The sequence below is a fragment of the Streptomyces barringtoniae genome, from assembly GCF_020819595.1.
In the GTDB taxonomy this organism is placed as follows: Bacteria; Actinomycetota; Actinomycetes; order Streptomycetales; family Streptomycetaceae; genus Streptomyces; species Streptomyces barringtoniae.
Genome location: NZ_JAJHNP010000007.1, coordinates 275,681 through 291,766, shown reverse-complemented (window position 1 = coordinate 291,766; position 16,086 = coordinate 275,681). Strand labels below are relative to the sequence as shown.

At 66.7% G+C, this 16,086-nt stretch carries 13 protein-coding genes and 3 pseudogenes; 5 read left to right on the top strand and 11 right to left on the bottom strand.

Features of this window, described 5'->3' with window-relative positions; translation table 11 throughout:
* Window positions 1-29: 29 nt before the first annotated feature.
* From LMU33_RS15040 to LMU33_RS15025, 4 genes and pseudogenes are all read right to left on the bottom strand, one after another.
* Window positions 30-213 (bottom strand): annotated as a pseudogene (locus LMU33_RS15040) (ATP-binding protein); the annotation flags it as partial.
* Between the two features lie 130 nt (window positions 214-343).
* Window positions 344-1,798 (bottom strand): class II fumarate hydratase, encoded by a 1,455-nt coding sequence (gene fumC / locus LMU33_RS15035; protein ID WP_228620865.1) that lies wholly within the window; start codon window positions 1,796-1,798, stop codon window positions 344-346.
* Complete coding sequence (locus LMU33_RS15030) at window positions 1,795-3,450, bottom strand: NAD-dependent malic enzyme (RefSeq protein ID WP_228620864.1); 1,656 nt, start codon at window positions 3,448-3,450, stop codon at window positions 1,795-1,797. The genes fumC and LMU33_RS15030 overlap by 4 nt, the downstream gene beginning before the upstream one ends.
* Before the next feature lie 214 nt (window positions 3,451-3,664).
* Window positions 3,665-4,525: an SDR family oxidoreductase gene (locus LMU33_RS15025; protein WP_228620863.1), complete on the bottom strand. Its 861-nt coding sequence runs from the start codon at window positions 4,523-4,525 to the stop codon at window positions 3,665-3,667.
* A gap of 959 nt (window positions 4,526-5,484) precedes the next feature.
* Between LMU33_RS15025 and LMU33_RS15020 the strand changes: the two genes are divergently transcribed.
* Both LMU33_RS15020 and LMU33_RS15015 read left to right on the top strand, forming a co-directional pair.
* Window positions 5,485-6,495 (top strand): aldo/keto reductase, encoded by a 1,011-nt coding sequence (locus LMU33_RS15020; protein WP_228620862.1) that lies wholly within the window; start codon window positions 5,485-5,487, stop codon window positions 6,493-6,495.
* Between the two features lie 58 nt (window positions 6,496-6,553).
* Window positions 6,554-6,970: an SRPBCC family protein gene (locus LMU33_RS15015; protein ID WP_228620861.1), complete on the top strand. Its 417-nt coding sequence runs from the start codon at window positions 6,554-6,556 to the stop codon at window positions 6,968-6,970.
* Window positions 6,971-7,213: 243 nt separating this feature from the next.
* On the opposite strand, the gene LMU33_RS15010 is transcribed toward LMU33_RS15015, so the two are convergent.
* The 4 genes and pseudogenes from LMU33_RS15010 to LMU33_RS14995 all read right to left on the bottom strand — a co-directional run bounded on the left by LMU33_RS15010 (window position 7,214) and on the right by LMU33_RS14995 (window position 11,483).
* Complete coding sequence (locus tag LMU33_RS15010; protein WP_228620860.1) at window positions 7,214-7,627, bottom strand: hypothetical protein; 414 nt, start codon at window positions 7,625-7,627, stop codon at window positions 7,214-7,216.
* Between the two features lie 255 nt (window positions 7,628-7,882).
* Window positions 7,883-8,688, bottom strand: a pseudogene (locus tag LMU33_RS15005) (IS110 family transposase); the annotation flags it as partial.
* Window positions 8,689-9,197: 509 nt separating this feature from the next.
* Complete coding sequence (locus LMU33_RS15000) at window positions 9,198-9,890, bottom strand: acetate uptake transporter (RefSeq protein ID WP_228620859.1); 693 nt, start codon at window positions 9,888-9,890, stop codon at window positions 9,198-9,200.
* A 624-nt stretch (window positions 9,891-10,514) separates the two neighbouring features.
* A complete protein-coding gene (locus LMU33_RS14995) occupies window positions 10,515-11,483 on the bottom strand; it encodes an NADP-dependent oxidoreductase (RefSeq protein ID WP_228620858.1) in 969 nt (322 codons plus the stop codon).
* A 152-nt stretch (window positions 11,484-11,635) separates the two neighbouring features.
* Between LMU33_RS14995 and LMU33_RS14990 the strand changes: the two genes are divergently transcribed.
* A complete protein-coding gene (locus LMU33_RS14990) occupies window positions 11,636-12,013 on the top strand; it encodes a winged helix-turn-helix transcriptional regulator (RefSeq protein WP_228620857.1) in 378 nt (125 codons plus the stop codon).
* A 184-nt stretch (window positions 12,014-12,197) separates the two neighbouring features.
* Here the strand turns inward: LMU33_RS14990 and LMU33_RS14985 are convergent, their stop codons facing one another.
* Entirely contained in the window at window positions 12,198-12,887 is a 690-nt protein-coding gene (locus tag LMU33_RS14985) for an MFS transporter (RefSeq protein ID WP_228620856.1), read from the bottom strand.
* Between the two features lie 284 nt (window positions 12,888-13,171).
* Between LMU33_RS14985 and LMU33_RS14980 the strand changes: the two genes are divergently transcribed.
* Together LMU33_RS14980 and LMU33_RS14975 are read left to right on the top strand one after the other, a co-directional pair.
* A complete protein-coding gene (locus LMU33_RS14980; RefSeq protein ID WP_228620855.1) occupies window positions 13,172-13,453 on the top strand; it encodes a hypothetical protein in 282 nt (93 codons plus the stop codon).
* A gap of 152 nt (window positions 13,454-13,605) precedes the next feature.
* Complete coding sequence (locus tag LMU33_RS14975) at window positions 13,606-14,292, top strand: alpha/beta hydrolase (protein WP_228620854.1); 687 nt, start codon at window positions 13,606-13,608, stop codon at window positions 14,290-14,292.
* Between the two features lie 498 nt (window positions 14,293-14,790).
* Here the strand turns inward: LMU33_RS14975 and LMU33_RS14970 are convergent, their stop codons facing one another.
* Together LMU33_RS14970 and LMU33_RS14965 are read right to left on the bottom strand one after the other, a co-directional pair.
* The gene (locus LMU33_RS14970; RefSeq protein ID WP_228620853.1) at window positions 14,791-15,636 is read right to left on the bottom strand and encodes a hypothetical protein; all 846 of its coding nucleotides are present in this window, start codon (window positions 15,634-15,636) and stop codon (window positions 14,791-14,793) included.
* Between the two features lie 47 nt (window positions 15,637-15,683).
* Window positions 15,684-16,085 (bottom strand): annotated as a pseudogene (locus tag LMU33_RS14965) (hypothetical protein).
* Between the last annotated feature and the right edge of the window lies 1 nt (window position 16,086).

Sequence of the window (16,086 nt, the reverse complement as noted above, 5' to 3'; positions counted from 1 at the left end):
CCGTGGGATCGGTCCCGCGCCGTCGACGGTCAGCCCGGAAGACTGAAGGTGAAGACCGAGCCGCTTCCCGGGGCGCTCGACGCCGTAACCTCTGCGCCGTGGGCCGAGTCCACTTCCGCCGTGCTGTCGACTGCGTGACTTCTCCGGCCGCCAGAAGCGGTCGAAGACCCGGGGCAGATCCTCTGCGACGATCCCGGAACCGGTGTCGACGACTCGATGACCGTACGGCCTCCTCGCGGGACCGCAGGATGACGGCCACGCCGAGTGTGGTGTACGGAGTAGGCTCGGTGCGACTCCCTCTCCGGCGTCGGGGTACTCCTCGAAGCCGTCCAGAGCCTCTGCGTCAGGCGCCGGAAAAGCCGTGGCCGACCATGGAGAGCGGATCGACAACGGAGTCGAATGTCTTCTCGTCGACGTGACCGCTGGCCAGGGCCGCCTCTTTGAGCGTCTGACCATTGGCCAGCGCGGATTCAGCGATGTGTGCAGCGTTCTGATACCCGATGACGGGGCTCAGCGCCGTGACCAGCATCAGGCTCTCGTCAACGTACTGGGAAATCCTTTCCCGGTCGAGCTCCGTGCCACTGACAGAGAATTTCCTGAACTTCTCCATCCCGTCGGCGAGGATACGCGCGGAGTGAATGAAGTTGTTAATAATGACCGGGCGCATAGCGTTCAGCTCGAAGTTGCCCTGACTGCCGGCGAAGGCAACTGCTGAGTCGTTGCCGAGCACCTGAATTGCGATCATGACGATGGCTTCGCACTGGGTCGGATTGACTTTTCCGGGCATGATCGAGGAGCCGGGTTCATTCTGTGGAAGCAGCAGCTCGGCGAATCCGGTGCGCGGGCCCGAGGCCAGCCACCGCATGTCGTTGGCGATCTTCATCAAGGCCACGGCCAGTCCGCGCAGTGCCCCGTGCGCCCGCACCATCGGGTCCAGGGACCCCTGTGCCATGAACTTGTTCTCGGCCGTGACGAATGGCTTGCCGGTCAATTCGGCGATCTTGCTCGCGACGTCCCGGCTGAAGCCCTTTGGCGCGTTCAGCCCCGTGCCGACGGCGGTGCCACCCAGGGCGAGTTCGAGCAGGCAGCGGCGGCTGTGCTCGATTTCCTGGATGCAGGCGCGCAGTTGCGCTGCATAGCCGGACCACTCCTGTCCGACGGTGAGCGGTACAGCGTCCTCGAGGTGCGTGCGGCCGATCTTGACGATCTCGGCCCATTCCGTGGCCTTTGCCTCGATGGATGCGGCGAGTTCCCGGGCCTGAGGCAAGAGATGCTCGTCGATCTGTTGCACGGAGGCGATGTGCATCGCGGTCGGGAAGCTGTCGTTGCTGGACTGCCCCATGTTGACGTCGTCGTTCGGGGCGATCGGCTGCTGCGTCCCGAGCCTGCCGCCGAGCAGCTGTGACGCACGGTTGGATATGACCTCGTTGACGTTCATGTTGCTCTGGGTGCCCGACCCCGTCTGCCAGACGAAGAGCGGAAAGTGGTCGTCGAGCTCCCCCGCGATCGTCTCCTCAGCTGCCCGTACGATGGCCTGCTTCTTCCACTCGGGCAGCCGCCCGGCGGCAGCGTTCACCAACGCTGCCGCCTTCTTCACGTAGCCGTAGGCGTGGTAGACCTCCTTCGGCATCCGGTCGTCACCGATGGAGAAGTGGAGGAGCGAGCGCTGCGTCTGCGCACCCCAATACCGGTCCGCCGGCACCTCGACGGTGCCCATGCTGTCGAATTCCTGCCGGGTTCCACTGGCTTGGATTCCGATCGCCGTGTTCTGCATCTTGGGGGGCTGGTTGTCGCTCATTGCCCGCCCTCCAGGTCGTCCGTGGGGTAGGTCGGCTGCCACATCGCGTCCTGGACAGCCTGGATGAGGTCGTCGTGGGACTTGGTTGCGACACCGTCCTCTGCCGCGGCACGGGCGACGGCGACCGCGACCGTCGCGGACGACGCCCTCAGGTTCGCGACCGGTGGCAGGAGTGATGCTCCTGGCAGCGACACATCGACCTGGCCGGCCACCGCCTCGGCGGCGGCAAGCAGCATGTTGTCCGTTACATGCCGGGCACCCGAGACGATCGTTCCGAGGCCGAGCCCCGGGTAGAGGAGGGCGTTGTTGGCCTGCCCGATCTCGTAGGAGACCCCGTTGTACCGGACCGGCTCGACCGGAATACCGACCGCCATCAGCGCTCTGCCCTCGGACCACGGCACTGCATCCGACGGCATGACTTCGATACGGCTCGTCGGGTTCGACAGCGGCAGGAGGATAGGACGCTCGACGCCCTCGGCCAGCGCGCGCACGACGTCCTCGGTGAACGCGTTGTGTGCGGTGGAGGTGCCGATGAGGATGGTGGGCTTGACGTGTTCGACGGTGGTGAGCAGATCGATCTCACCGTCAGACCAGTCGCTCACCTCCGACTTCGGCCGTGCATAGACCCGCTGGTAGTCGGGCAGGTCTCGCATGTCATCGGTGACCAGGCCGTGGACGTCGACGAGCCAGATGTTCTTCTTCGCCTCGTCGGGGGTCGCACCGTCACGCAGCATCGCTGCGTGGATCTGGTCGGCCATGCCGGTGCCGGCGGTTCCCGCGCCGAAGACGACGAGCCGTTGCTCGGACCAGCGTCCCCGGGTCACCTTCAGAGCCGAAAACACTGAGGCCATGACGATGGCACCAGTGCCTTGCATGTCGTCGTTGAAGATCCGATATCTGTCGGAGTTCTCCACCAGGATCCGCCGGGCGTTCGACGGTCCGAAGTCCTCGAAGTGCAGAAGCGCACTCGGGAACAGTTCGGACGCGGTCTCGAGGTAGAGAGCGATGAAGTCGTCGTACCGCTTTCCGGTGACCCGTGCGTGCCGGTTACCCAGGTACGACGGATTGTTGAGGAGCTGCTCGTTGTCTGTCCCCACGTCAAGGTTCACAGCTATGACACGGTTGGGATCGATGCCGGCGGCGGCGGAGTAGACGGCGAGTTTCCCGATGGAGATGTCGGTCCCGTTGACGCCCCAGTCCCCGATGCCCAGAATCTCCTGGGCATCGGACACGACAATCAGATCGACGTCATCTGCGTCAAGACCCAGCGACTCGAACGAGGCCTTCACGTCCTCGGGACGGTCGATCGACAGGTATACCGCGCGCGAGTCACGGTAGTCGACGGACCACTTCTCGATCGCCTCGCCGACTGTGGGGTCGTAGACCACAGGGAGCAACTCATCGAGGTGATCGGCGAGCAGCTTGAAGTACAGCACCTGATTGCGGTCGTGGACCTCGTTGAGGTAGATGTACTTCTGCAGGTTGGAGGGCTGCTGCTGCAGCTGCAAGTAAGCCCGGGCGGCCTGCTCGTCGAGAGTCTCGACGGCAGCCGGCAGCCGCCCGGTGATCCCGAGTTTCGCCCGCTCCTCCAGCGTGAAAGCCGTGCCGCGGTTACGGTAGCGATCCTGCAGCACTGTTGGCCTGACAGGCATTGATGTACCTCCAGCTGTCGTGAGCGCCGTGCGCTCATGAGCGAGCGTGGCTACGCCGGCGCACTTCCCGTCACCAGGCCCACGGTCGGCTCTCACCAAACCATTGCTGTCACGTTGACGGCCTTCCCGTGCCGCACATGGCCGCCTTGACACTCGGGTTCTGCCCGCAGCGCGTCCCAGGCGGCCTTGCCACTCGCAGTCACCCGGGAGGCGATCACCCGACGGGAGTCTCGGGCTGCATCTCGTAGGAGTGCTGGATGGCCGGGTGGCGGGTCCCGAGGCCGTCCGTGACCTTGCGCTCCCACGGAACCGCCTGGAGGCGCTTGGTCTCCTCAAGCATCGACTTGGGCTCCAGGTTGCGGTAGCTGTCGACTTCTCCGGCGGCGACAGCCGTCAGCGTGGCGAAGACCGCTTCAGGGTCGAATTGCGGGCGGGGGAAGGCGAGCTTGGAATAGTCGAAGACCCTCTGCGACGGGTCGTCCTCCCAGCTTTCCCAGGTCTGGAACATGCGGTCGTTGAAGCCTGTCAGGAAGGGTCCCGGGTTGACCGTGGCGACTTCGATGTTGTATTCCTGCAGCTCGTAGGCCATGGTCTCGGCGATCGCCTCAATCGCGTGCTTCGAGGCAGAGTAGATGCCGGTGAACGGGTTGACGTTCAAGCCTTCCCGCGAGGACACCCAGACGATGCGGCCGGCCCCGCGGTTGATCATCTGCTTGGCGATTCCCTGGGTGAGGACGAGCGGCCCCGTGACGTTGACCTCGAACTGGTGCCGAATGTTCGACTCGGGAATGTCGACCGTGGAGCCTCCCTCACCGACGCCGGCGTTGTTCACCAGAATCTCCACACCCCAGTCGAGGGCCTTGCGGCGGTCTCCGTCGTTGGTCACGTCGAGCTTCTCGACCCGAAGCCTGACCCCGCGCTCGGCCGCCTGCCATTTCAGCGTCTGCACCTGGGCGTAGATCTCCACCCCGGCGATCACGTCAAAGCCCTTCTCGGCGAGGCGCATGGCGGCTTCGAACCCGAAGCCAGTGCCCGCTCCTGTGATGAGGACCTTCTTCAGTGCTGCACGCGCCATGTCAAGGGTTTCCTTTCAAGTTCCTTGTCCCACAGTCATCGAAGGACTCACATGGGCCGATGCACGGCGGCTCGAAGCAAGAGCTGAGTCTGTGCGGGGTGACTGCGACCGACCTTCGAAACTGCCCGTCATACGCAGTGGCGACCTCGATCCGAAGGTGCGCGGCGAGCGCACCTCCGGCCCAAGAACCAGTCTGAGCCCGCAAACTACTACCAGCAACTCAGAGAAACTCAATCTGTCCAGAATTGAATTCAAGTGCCAAAATTCTCTATCTAAGCGCTACTGGTCTCAAAAACTTACCCGGGCCATCTAAGAAGACTTGGTCCCGCGCGGGGCTGGCCCACCCGGCTATGGCGAACCAGTCGGCCGACTCATGCGCTTATGCAGCCGTAGCCAGAACAATCCGTTTCTGCACGGCCCGAGGCCCGAGGTCCATGATCTGGCGGAGCGCACTGGGCGCATCAGAGTTGCCGCGACAGTCTGCCCCGACTAATTTCAGAACTCCTGATCGGGAAACCTACAAGTGAATGTTGATGGCCGTCACACAGGATGGATCTTTGAAGTGCCGGGAGGCCCGGAGCCCGCTCGTTCCTGCTGATCAGGCCGACCCGTGGACAACGCCCCACCCCCCTCCGCTGCCCGTACGGCTGTGGGCCCGCGCCATAGCGGGTCAGCGGCAGGTACTGCCAGGGGACGCTGCGCCGCCGGCGGTACAAGAAAGATCGCCCGTCCGCGTTCCAGTCGCGGGCGCGCTTGTTCGGACAGCGTCAACCCAGACAAATGCGGCGTCAAGGCGTTGTGCGGCATGGTTCGCCAGAAGATCCCCGCAGGCATTCACGTCTTGACCGTCACCTTCTCAAGCCGGTGTGCGGAGGTCCCAGCCCGGCGACCGCCAACGCTGTGGGCGGCCAGGCTGACGCTCCCGAGCCTCAAACCGAGAGAAAGAAGGGAACACCACCGTGAATCTCCGTCAGCTACTCCCCACACGCATCGGCTTCGGCACCGCGCCGATGGGCAACATGTTCCGCGCTGTCCCTGACGACGAGGTAGCCGCAACCTTGAACGCCGCCTGGGACCACGGCATCCGCTACTACGACACGGCCCCGCTCTACGGAGCGGGCCTGGCGGAAATCCGGCTCGGTGGCCTGCTGTCCAGCAAGCCTCGCGATACCTTCGTGCTGTCGACCAAGGTCGGCCGCGTCATCCTGGACGAGGTGGAGAGCGGAGCCCGTGACCTGGGGGAGAAGGGCGCTCTGTTCGAGCATGGCCGGCCCAACAAGATGCTTCACGAGTGGACGGCCCGAGCCACCGAGCGCTCCATCGAGGACAGCCTGAAGCGGCTCGGTGTCGACCGCCTGGACATCGTGTGGGTGCATGACATCGCTCAGGACTTCTACGGTGACAGCTGGCTGCAGAAGTTCGAGGAGGCCCGCACCGGGGCCTTCCGGGTCCTGTCCCGGCTGCGCGACGAGGGCGTCATCAAGGCGTGGGGGCTGGGCGTCAACCGCACCGAGCCCGTCGAGCTGACGCTGGCGCTGGACGAGCCGCAGCCCGACGGATTCCTCCTGGCCGGCCGCTACACGCTGTTGGACCACGCCCACGCCCTCCAGCGGCTGCTGCCGGCTGCGGCCGAGCAGGGCGTCGGTATGGTCGTCGGAGGCCCGTACAGCTCGGGCATCCTCGCTGGCGGAACCCACTTCGAGTACGGGGATGCGCCCCCGGAGATCCTGGAGAAGGTCCGCCGCATCAAGGAACTCGCCGCACGGCATGGGGTGAGCATCAAGGCCGCGGCCCTGCAGTTCTCGCTCGCCCACCCCGTGACCGCCGCCGTCATCCCCGGCGCCACCAAGCCGAGCCGGATCGCCGAGGACCTCGCCGCGCTCGACGAGCCCGTCCCATCAGACTTCTGGCGAGAGCTCCGGGGAAGCGGCCTGGTCAGCTCGTGTGCACCGCTGCCCGGCGGCGTCTGAGTCACAGGCGGCGACACCCACACCCACCACAGCAATCGACCAAACCCGAAGGAACCTCATGGCATCGACCTCTGTGAGCCGGATCATCCCGGCCACCTCCGCCAGCGTCTGGGACACCATCGGCGGCTTCGGGTCCCTGCCCGACTGGCTGCCCTACATCCCCGAGAGCACACTGCTGGAAGGAGGCCGCGTCCGCCGGCTGACTGACGCCGACGGAAGCGTCATCGTCGAACGCCTCGTCGACTTCAATGAGGTGGAGCGACACTACAGCTACACCATTCTCCAAGCGCCATTCCCGGTCGTCGGATATGTCTCGACCCTACGAGTGCACTCGGTGATCGGCGACGACGGCATCTGCGAAGTGCAGTGGTCAGGCCGATTCACCCCCGAGGGTGCGACCGAGAATGAGGTGGTTGACCTCTTCGCCGGCATCTACCGCGACGGCCTGGATGCCCTGTACCAGGCTCTCAGTTGAGGTCCGCCTTCAAAGGTGGTCGGTTGACGGTTCATGGTGAGGGTAGGCCGCCATGAACGCACCGACCAGGAAAGGGAGTCGCTCGCCCCACTGAGGGTTTTCCAACCTCACGCTGACGCGGCGTGTTCCTTGCTGCGAAAGGGCAGTCATCACGCAGGGAGCTCGAGCCGAACGAGGGCCACTTGCGGAGGGTGGCACCAGGCCGCCGCACGTCCGCGCCGAAAACGTCTGGTTCGCCAGGGCTCAAAGCCGCGCCGTGCGCAACGACCACCGACAGTTGTCCTCCGAGACGAAGGTGATCACACCGCTGCCCGGCAGGAAAGAGCGCCCGCCATCCTCGCCGGTCGCCTCCACGTAGTCCGCAAGCTGCGTGCCGATCCGCTCAGCCTCTCGGTCGGTAACCGCCTTGCACTCCCAGCAGAGCGAGTCGACGTAGAGCGGCCCGCCCACCTGGTGGTTACAGACGAACGACACCTCCCAGTTCTGGTGATCTTCCGCCCTCTCGACCTCTATCTCGAACAGCCCCGGCTCGGCGTCGAACCGATACAGGACGTCCGAGCTCTCTCCCAGAGCTCGCCGGTGAACACCGCCGCATCCCCCAGGCGGCAGCACCCGAGTCGCCCAGGAACGCGGCTCGCCGTCATACGGCTCGACCATCAGATGGATGGTGTTCACCGGCAGCAGGAGCCGCGCGTCACAGTCGAGGTCCAGTCCCGACGGGTAGACGAGGACGCGAAACGTCTGGTGGACACGGGTTCCTCTTGGTCGAAGACCCATCTACCAGGGGGTTCATCGGACCGCCAGTCCAACGGCCCCCGTCACTCTGGAAAGTTGAATAACGCTTCCTAATACTGTTGTCAAGCTGCCGTAGTCACCGACGGTGTCACTTCATAGCACCGTCGGTCACGGATCAATGTCGGCGAGCTCGTGCTCGCGAAACCGGCCCTCGATGAGTTTGTCCGTCTCACGGATCGCTCGTTGAGGGCCATCACCTCCTCGGCCAGGGTGTGGACCAGCCTGGCGATGGTCCTTTCTCCGGGGACGGCGGTGTGCTGACGTTCGGCAGCCTCGACCGCTGCTTCGGCCAGGGTTCTCGCGCTGCGGACCTTGCGGTCGGCCAGCCACTTCGTCAGCCGCGCGACGCCGGCCCGGCGGATCGCGGCTGGGGTCTGGTAACCCGTCAGCAGCTTGAGCGGGCCGGTGCTGGTCACGTCCAGGGCCCGCTCCAGGGCAGGGAACATGCTCAGCAGGGTGCCTCGCAGGCGGTTCACGACGCGGGTACGGTCCTCGACCAGGTCGGCAGGGCGTCCAGTCAGGAGCTTGAGCTCGATGGCCGCTTCGTCGCCGGGCCGGACGGTCCGCAGGTCGCGGCGCACTCTGGCCTGGTCGGCGCTCCCATAGGCGTCGCGGGCATCAGTCTTCCCCTCGCCGCGGTAGCCGTCGGAGGCCCGGTTCACCAGGCGGCCGGGGATGTAGAGGACTTCCTGTCCGTGGTTGACCAGCAGTGCAAGCAGCAGCGCGGGTTCCCCACCGGTCATGTCGATGGCCCAGGTGACCGCACGGCCTTCGGCCAGGTCCAGAACGTCGCCGATCAGCTGCAGCAGCTCGGGCCCGTCGTTGGCGATCCGCCGTGAGAACAGCGTCTTGCCGTCGGCATCCAACACGAGGCCGTGATGGTGGGCCTTGCCACTGTCGATCCCCGCCCATATCCGGCTCATCGTGCTCCTGACGTGTGTGTTCGTCTTGTCGGTACCACGGACGACCTCGCCGGCAGCTCACTGAGAGCCACACCCGGTTCCCCTGGGCGTCCCCACCCTACGAACGAAAGGACCAACCCGATCAGGAAGGTAGAGCTCACTGATACCGGGGCCGTGACGGGCCTGGGAGCGCACGCTGACCGGCGGCGAGTGGTAGAGGCGCCCCACGACCACACATATGTCGGCGGCCCCGGCAGCTCGGCGCCCACCGAAGCGGTGTCTGCTTCACCGGGTCGGTGAGGGTCATGGGCCGAGGACGTCGGCGACTGCGGTATGTCAGCAGCACCCGGCCAGCCCGGAGCAGGCCAGGAACCCCCATCGGCAGTCCGAGGCTGTCACCGCGCTCACGGCTGAGGGATCCGGCCAGGCACAAGCCAGTTGGGAACCCTTGCGGTCAGTCGCTCTCCCCTGCCAGGACTCGGCATCTCCGGCCCCGGGCGGGCAGCGTCTCGACGGATCCGACCGTAGGTTCAACCGGAAGGCTCAGGGTGCTCCGCGGCGGATGAGGTGACCGAGGTGGGGCGTGGCTTGTTGCGGGCAAGGCGCTCGAGGCGTTTGCCGGGGTCGGGGTAGGTGGGGATCAGGTGTCGACCCCAGGTGCCGTTGACGAGGCCCGCGAACGCGCCGTAGAGGCCAAGTGCTGCAGTCAGGAAGCCGAAGCCGCCTCCGACCCTGATCAGTGCGTTGGATTGAACGAACTCGCCTGCGGTGAGCACGGAGACGGTGACTGTGGTGGAGACGAACGCGGCCAGGAGCACCGCTGTCGTTCTCGCTGCCGCAAGCGTGAGCACCAAGAGGACCACTGCCCACGGCAGCAGAAACAGACCCGTCCCCGTGTGGGCCTGTTCCACGGGCAGAGTGACGACGATGTATTTGGCATAGATCACGAAGCACAGCCAGAACGCGCCCAACACGGTGAACGCGGTGGCTCCGAGCCTGCTGCCCTGCCTGAACTCGAAGATTCCAGCGATCATCTGAACAAGGCCGCCCACGAGGAACTCGAGCGGGAACGCGGCCGGGAAGAGAGCCGGGTTCACGCCAGCATTGAAGAAGCTCTGGATAATGTTTGCCAAGCTGAACGCGATGAGGCCGAGCGGCGCGGGGTCGGGCGCGGTGAGTCCGGGCGGCGGAACCACCTGTGCAGATGACGATGGTTGCGACACGGAAGTACCCAATCTAGCGTCTCTCAATGCTGTTCGTGTCCCAGGTGCGCTGGTCAAGTGCGCTAATCAGCAAGCTGCTTACACTTCGCCGGCGGTGGCACCGAAGCGATCACGAGACACTAACCGGCTGGCAATAAAAATCTCGGTATGACGCATCGGTGGGCAAATAACGCATAGCCAATAGGCGCCATGAGTACCTGTCAGCCTCAAGCACTGCGGCCAGAAGCAGAACATCCGTCCAAGCGCCAGGAAGTACGTCGCGGCGGCTGTGCGCCGGGGCAATCCGATGAGTGATTGCGCAGATGCGGTGGTCGCGGACCATCGCCCACAGCGCGTCGACCCGGCGCAGCCGGCGCCCCAAGGCCCGAGCAATTCGCCTGCACGCGCTCGCGCCTGACTTCTGCGCTCTGCATGAGCGCGGGCAGGGTGAGGAGACCACGGTGTGGCATCGTGACGATGGCGTGTGACCTCGTCCCGCTGCGCCCCGCCCCCCAGTCCTCCCTTTGTGCCGGCCTGGTCGGCGCTGAGCGCGGAGGCCTCGGCCGACGCGGAACAACCTTGGTCGTTGTGGCCGGCGTGATCCAGATCACGGATCCACGCCTGGCAAAGTGCCTGCTGGGATCGTCAGTTGGCGACGGTGAGGACGAGCTTGCCGCGGGTGCGGCCGGCCTCGCCGCGGGCGTGGGCCGCGCCGGCCTGCTCCAGCGGGAAGGTCTCCTCCACCTCTACGGCGACGTGGCCGGCGTCGATCAGGTCGGCGATCGTCGTCAGGGCCGCACCGTCCGGCTCGACCAGGAACGGGGTGACCCGCCCGCCGGCCGTCTCGGCGGCGTGGGCCAACTCGGGAGAGACGCCGGCCGGGATGGCGACCAGCAGGCCGCCGGGGCGCAGGACCTTCAGCGAGCGGGTGCTGGTGCTGTCGTGTGCGTCGCCCACCAGGTCGATGACGACGTCGACGTCGTCGGCGGCGTCCTCGAAGCGGGTGGTGGTGTAGTCGACGGTCTCGTCGGCCCCGAGTTCCTTGAGCCAGGGGTGGCGGGCGGCACTGGCGGTGGCGATCACGTGGGCGCCCAGGTGCCGGGCGAACTGGACCGCGAAGTGGCCGACCCCACCGGCTGCGGCGGTGACCAAGACGCGCTGGCCGGCCTGCACATGAGCGGTGTCGACCACGGCTTGCCAGGCGGTCAGCGCCGCCAGCGGCACCGCGGCGGCGTGCACATGGTCGAGGGTGGCGGGCTTGTGGGCGAACTGCCGGGCCGGCGCGGTCACGTACTCGGCGTAGGCGTTCGCCGCGCGCGGGAACCACGGCATGCCGTACACCTCGTCGCCGGCCTTCAGCGTGGTCACACCGAAGCCGACCTCCTCCACCACGCCGGACACGTCCCAGCCCAGGGTGAACGGCGGCTCACCCAGCACCCCGGCCATGCCCGTCCCGCCGCGGGTCTTCCAGTCCACCGGGTTGATCCCCGCCGCGTGCACCCGCACCAGCACCTCGGTGGGCAGCGGCACCGGGCGCGGCACCTGCTGGACCCGCAGTACCTCCGGACCGCCGAAACCGTCCTGGACCACCGCGCGCATCATGTCTGCAGACATGCGTCATCTCCTGAGAAGGCATCCTGAAAAGGGCATCATGCGGGGCCGTTGGCGGCTCTCCCGCTGACGTCGACGACGCTATCCCCGGGGATATGGTTACCTTCAAGGTCTAGTACTTCCCATGGGGAAGTGACCTGATGAGGAAAGCGAGCATGACGACCACCTGCCCCAGCGGCCAGCACGCGCACCACGACGTCTACGCCGCCCAGTGCCCCTGCCGTGCCCTGCTCGACCTTCTCGCCAACAAGTGGTCCGCACTGACCATCGGCGCCCTCGAGGACGGACCCCAGCGCTTCGGAGAGCTCCAGCGCAGGCTTCAGGGCGTCAGCCCCAAGGTCCTCACGCAGACGCTGCGCCGCCTGGAGGACTTCGGCATCCTCGACCGCACGATCTACCCCGCCGTCCCCCTGCACGTCGAGTACGCCCTCACCCCCCTCGGCCAGAGCGCCGCGATCCCGCTCAACGCGCTCCGCGCCTGGGTCGAGGAGAACATCGACCACGCCTTCCGGCCCGAGCCGACCGCGCCATAGCGAGGAGGTACCCGTACAGTCCGCGGCGTCGGCCGGCACCCACCACGTTGCCGAGGGCGGGCGCCCTTGAAACTGCTCATGACGGGTGTGCGGTGGTGCGGTCGAGATCGCAGCGGCGAAGCCGGTCGAGCACGGACGGACGACCAATGCCGACCGGCGTGCGCCGAGCGATCTCGACCCAAGGTCATGCCTGGACCTCCTCGACCGACGAGATCGCCGCGGCGGGTGTTGCCACCGGCTGGACGGTGAGGTCCTCGCTGACGTCGTCGAGGGCGAGCCCGTTGGGCTCACGTACCAGGAAGGTCGTCGCGATGCCGGCCAGGAAGCAGCAGGAGGCGATCAGTGTCACGACGCGGAGGCCTCCGTCGGCCAGGACGAGCGGCACGATGAGCGCTCCGGCGCACGCGCCGACCTTCGCGATCCTGGAGGCCAGGCCGTTGAAGGTACTGCGGACCGGGGTCGGATAGGACTCCGCTCCGAGGAGCATGGTCGTGTAGTTCGGTCCGAACATGCTCCCGAACAGAGACATTCCGAAAGTGATGGCGAACGGGACGACAGTCGCGCTGAGGCCGCGAACCACCGTGATCAGCACCATCGCCAGAGCGCAGGGCCCGAAACCGACCGCCTGCTGGGTCCGCCGTCGCAGCCTGTCGAGGGCGACCACACCAAGGATGCCGCCGACGAGGCTGAAGCAGACAACGAGCACGGCGTTCAGGGCGATGTTGGACACCGTGGTGGCGTGGGGCACGATGTTCTTGATGAGCAGCGGCTGGCTGACGTTGATGCCGTAGACGGCGACGTTGTAGAAGAACCAGCTGCCCGCGGTGCCGGCCAGGGTGATCAGGACCCTCCGCTTCGCCAGGGCCGCGGTCACCCCGCGGGTCCTCCTCCCCGGAACCCGTATCGCGACGACCGTGACCGACCGCTGCGCGAACGCCTCGAAGTCCTGGGCGGCTTATGCGGCATCCCCGCTGTGGGCCGTCCAGCGCGGGGATTCCGGCATGTGGCGACGCTGGTGGAGCACTAGGAAGCGCCGCCGACCGCGCCGTGCACCGGCTGGTGTATGCAGCACGCCGCAGTGCCACCCGGGAAACGGGCGCGCATGCCGTTCCGCTGGACCACCTGCGCTCCACGTCCCAGGCGGATCACGGTGAGCCGGTGGACGAGCTGACGGTGCTGGCCCGTGCCGTGCAGGCCCGGGTGGTGGACGTGGCGGAGGCGCGCCTGATCGCCCGTACCCGCCTCGACGGCGAACCCATGAGCCGGCTTGCGGCCGAGCGCGGGGTGAGTGTGCGTCAGCTCTACCGTCACCGCAGCGCCGCCGAGCAGCACTTGGCCGCATATCTGCGACGCCAGCCCCAGGAGCGCATCCGACGCGGCCTGCGCCACATCCAGTACCGCGGCGACCTCATGACGGCTGCCTCGCCGAAAAGGGCCTGATCATCAACACATGACCACCACGACAACACGTTCAACCTCGCAGGCCCAACGATTGGGATGGGGTGACACGCCTGGCCATCACGCAAAAAAGGCACTGAACGGGCAATATGGTGCAATGCTGCAAATTTGATCTCTCGGTAGGAGGAAATGCCATGGCGGGCAAGCCCAGCATTGTCTTCGCCCACGGACTCTGGGCAGATGGGTCGTGCTTCAACAAGCTCATCCCCGCGCTCCAGGCTGAAGGGCACGAGGTTTTCGCCTCACAGCACGGCCTCGACTCGCTCGAAAGCGACGTCGCGTGCGTCAACTTCACGCTCAACCACGTCCCCGGCCCGATCGTGCTCGTCGGTCACTCCTACGGTGGGACCCTGATCACCAAAGCGGGCACCCACGACCGCGTCGGCGCTCTGGTGTACATCGCCGCGCTCGCCCCGGACGAGGACGAGACGTCGCAGGAACAGCAGGACAAATTTCCCCGCACGCCCATCTTCGAGCACGTCGAAGTCGCTGACGGCCGCGTGTGGCTCAAGCCCTCGGGCGTCCCGCACTTCTGCGGCGACCTCCCGGAAGCGGAGCAGAAGCTCGTCCTGGCGACGGGCGCTGTGCCCGTGGCGGACCTGTTCAACCAGCAGGTTCCCGGCACCGCCTGGCGGACGAAGCCAAGCTGGTACATCGTCGCCAACAACGACCACACCGTGCACCCCGACCTGGAGCGGACCGCCGCCGAGCGCATGGGCGCCAAAATCCGTCCCGTGGACAGCAGCCACGTTCCCATGCTCTCGCATCCCGACTTCGTCCTGGATGTGATCCGTGAGGCCGCGAGGTCCCTCGACGCCTAGAGCAAGCCGACAACGACCGGCCGCAGCGCAACACGCAACGCGGCGGCCCCGGACCGACCGGGCCGCCTCCACGCAACGACATCACGCTTTCCAGCTCAGTATGTACGTGACTGTGTGAGGCGACACCCGAGGCGCCCTTGACGGGGCATTGCGAGTCTCATCATGAACAACCGGGCGGCCCCGGCCTGCTCAGGGCAGGGTTTCCGCAGCCCGTCGGCGAAGGCTGCGGAAACCTGGACGGTCTCCGGGCTCACTTCCGAAACGGAAACCTGGCGCACGCCGCGTCCTGGGACCGCAGACTATGCCCGTCCCCGGTTGGCCGCCGACCACGGGAGCCGCCTCATCCACGCGGTGCGTGGTGAACAGCCGCCAGGGCTGGAAGAGGTAGAGCCCGACGGCCGCCACGACGGCGGGGGCGGTGATCCAGAGGACCGGGCGCTTGGTTCGGCTCATGGGGATTTCCGTCTCTGATGGGTGTTCACGCGGGCCGTCGGTTGTTCAGCACTGCTCGGCGGGGCGCGGTCGTTCCCTTTCGACGGTGGAGCGCCCGGCCCTCTCGCGGCGCAGCGCGTCGGTCTCGTCGCGGACGGCGTCGAGTCGGACCTCGAGCAAGCCGACCCGCTCGCGGTAGCGCTCCAGCTCGGCCCGGACGAATGCGGCGTCCGCCACCTGGCGGGCCGCCTCCTCGCGGATCGCCGCGGTCTCCTCGGCGAACTTCTCCTGCGCGGCGTCGAGCGCGGCGACGGCCATGTCCGCCGTCTCCTCGGCGAGCGCGGCGCGCTCCTCGGCGGCCAGGATGCGCTGCGCGGAGACGCGGGTGACCGTCTCGATCCGGGCCTCGGCCGCCGCGGAGTCGGTGATGATCGCCAACTCCTCGATGTAGACGGGCAGATCGGTGGCCAGTTGCTCGATGAGCGCGACCAGGGAGTCGCGTGACCGAGCGTCCTGGTCGGCCTCGACCGTCGCCATCGCCGTCATGGCCGTCATCTCACTGGTCATGGCTTCCGCCGGGACCTGCTCGGACGCATCGGCGACGGGGGCATGTCCGGGCTGCGGGGGCACCACCTCGCCGGCCGGGACCTGCCCGGCGACCGGCGCCTCCGCCCCCTTCGCCGCCCTCTCGGCCGCCTTCTTGGCCTCGGCCGCCGCGCGCTTGTCCTCCTTGCGCTGCTGCCGCTTGGCGCGGAACTTCCTGAACGCGCCGAGCGCGTTGTGCTCGGGGTGCCCGCAGTAGCGGGGCGCCGGCCCCTGCGCGTCGGGTGCGTGCGGCTCGGGCGGCATGGTGCAGCCCGGGTAGGCGCAGGTGGGGACGGTCTCGACGGATGCGACGGACTCGACGGTCATGTTCGGCCTTTCGTTGATGTGTTGGCGGTGCTCGCCGGTACTCGGGCTCAGCGGTATTCGGGATTCTCGAAGTCGGACCGGCACCCGGCGTCGTACTGCGACCGCTGGTTGCCGTGCGCCGGAATGCCACCGGCGTCCTTGAGCAGCCGGGCCAGGTGCAACAGGTTCCACGTCATGAACGTGGTGTTCCTGTTGGTGAAGTCGTTGGCTGTACAGGACGTTCATGGCGCAGTGCGCGGCGCCGTCCTCGTTGCCCAGCCGTGCTCGGTCATGTCCGGCCACACGCCGGTGGCGATCTCGTGATCGATCGGCCGCAGGTGCTCGACCTGAACGCGCTGCTTCTCCATGATTCGCAAGCTGAGGTCGATCAGGCCGTGCGTGTGGCTGCGCTCCGGGCTCTTCTTCAGCGTGCAGTTGAGGAACAGTGCACGCAGGTCGTCATGACTCATA

What these genes read in the sequence shown, in the direction of transcription:
- fumC (WP_228620865.1), bottom strand. Translation starts at nt 1,798, where the DNA reads ATGAGCGACAACCAGCCCCCCAAGATGCAGAACACGGCGATCGGAATC.
- LMU33_RS15030 (WP_228620864.1), bottom strand. Translation starts at nt 3,450, where the DNA reads ATGCCTGTCAGGCCAACAGTGCTGCAGGATCGCTACCGTAACCGCGGC.
- LMU33_RS15025 (WP_228620863.1), bottom strand. Translation starts at nt 4,525, where the DNA reads ATGGCGCGTGCAGCACTGAAGAAGGTCCTCATCACAGGAGCGGGCACT.
- LMU33_RS15015 (WP_228620861.1), top strand. Translation starts at nt 6,554, where the DNA reads ATGGCATCGACCTCTGTGAGCCGGATCATCCCGGCCACCTCCGCCAGC.
- LMU33_RS15010 (WP_228620860.1), bottom strand. Translation starts at nt 7,627, where the DNA reads ATGGTCGAGCCGTATGACGGCGAGCCGCGTTCCTGGGCGACTCGGGTG.
- LMU33_RS14995 (WP_228620858.1), bottom strand. Translation starts at nt 11,483, where the DNA reads ATGTCTGCAGACATGATGCGCGCGGTGGTCCAGGACGGTTTCGGCGGT.
- LMU33_RS14990 (WP_228620857.1), top strand. Translation starts at nt 11,636, where the DNA reads ATGACGACCACCTGCCCCAGCGGCCAGCACGCGCACCACGACGTCTAC.
- LMU33_RS14975 (WP_228620854.1), top strand. Translation starts at nt 13,606, where the DNA reads ATGGCGGGCAAGCCCAGCATTGTCTTCGCCCACGGACTCTGGGCAGAT.
- LMU33_RS14970 (WP_228620853.1), bottom strand. Translation starts at nt 15,636, where the DNA reads ATGACCGTCGAGTCCGTCGCATCCGTCGAGACCGTCCCCACCTGCGCC.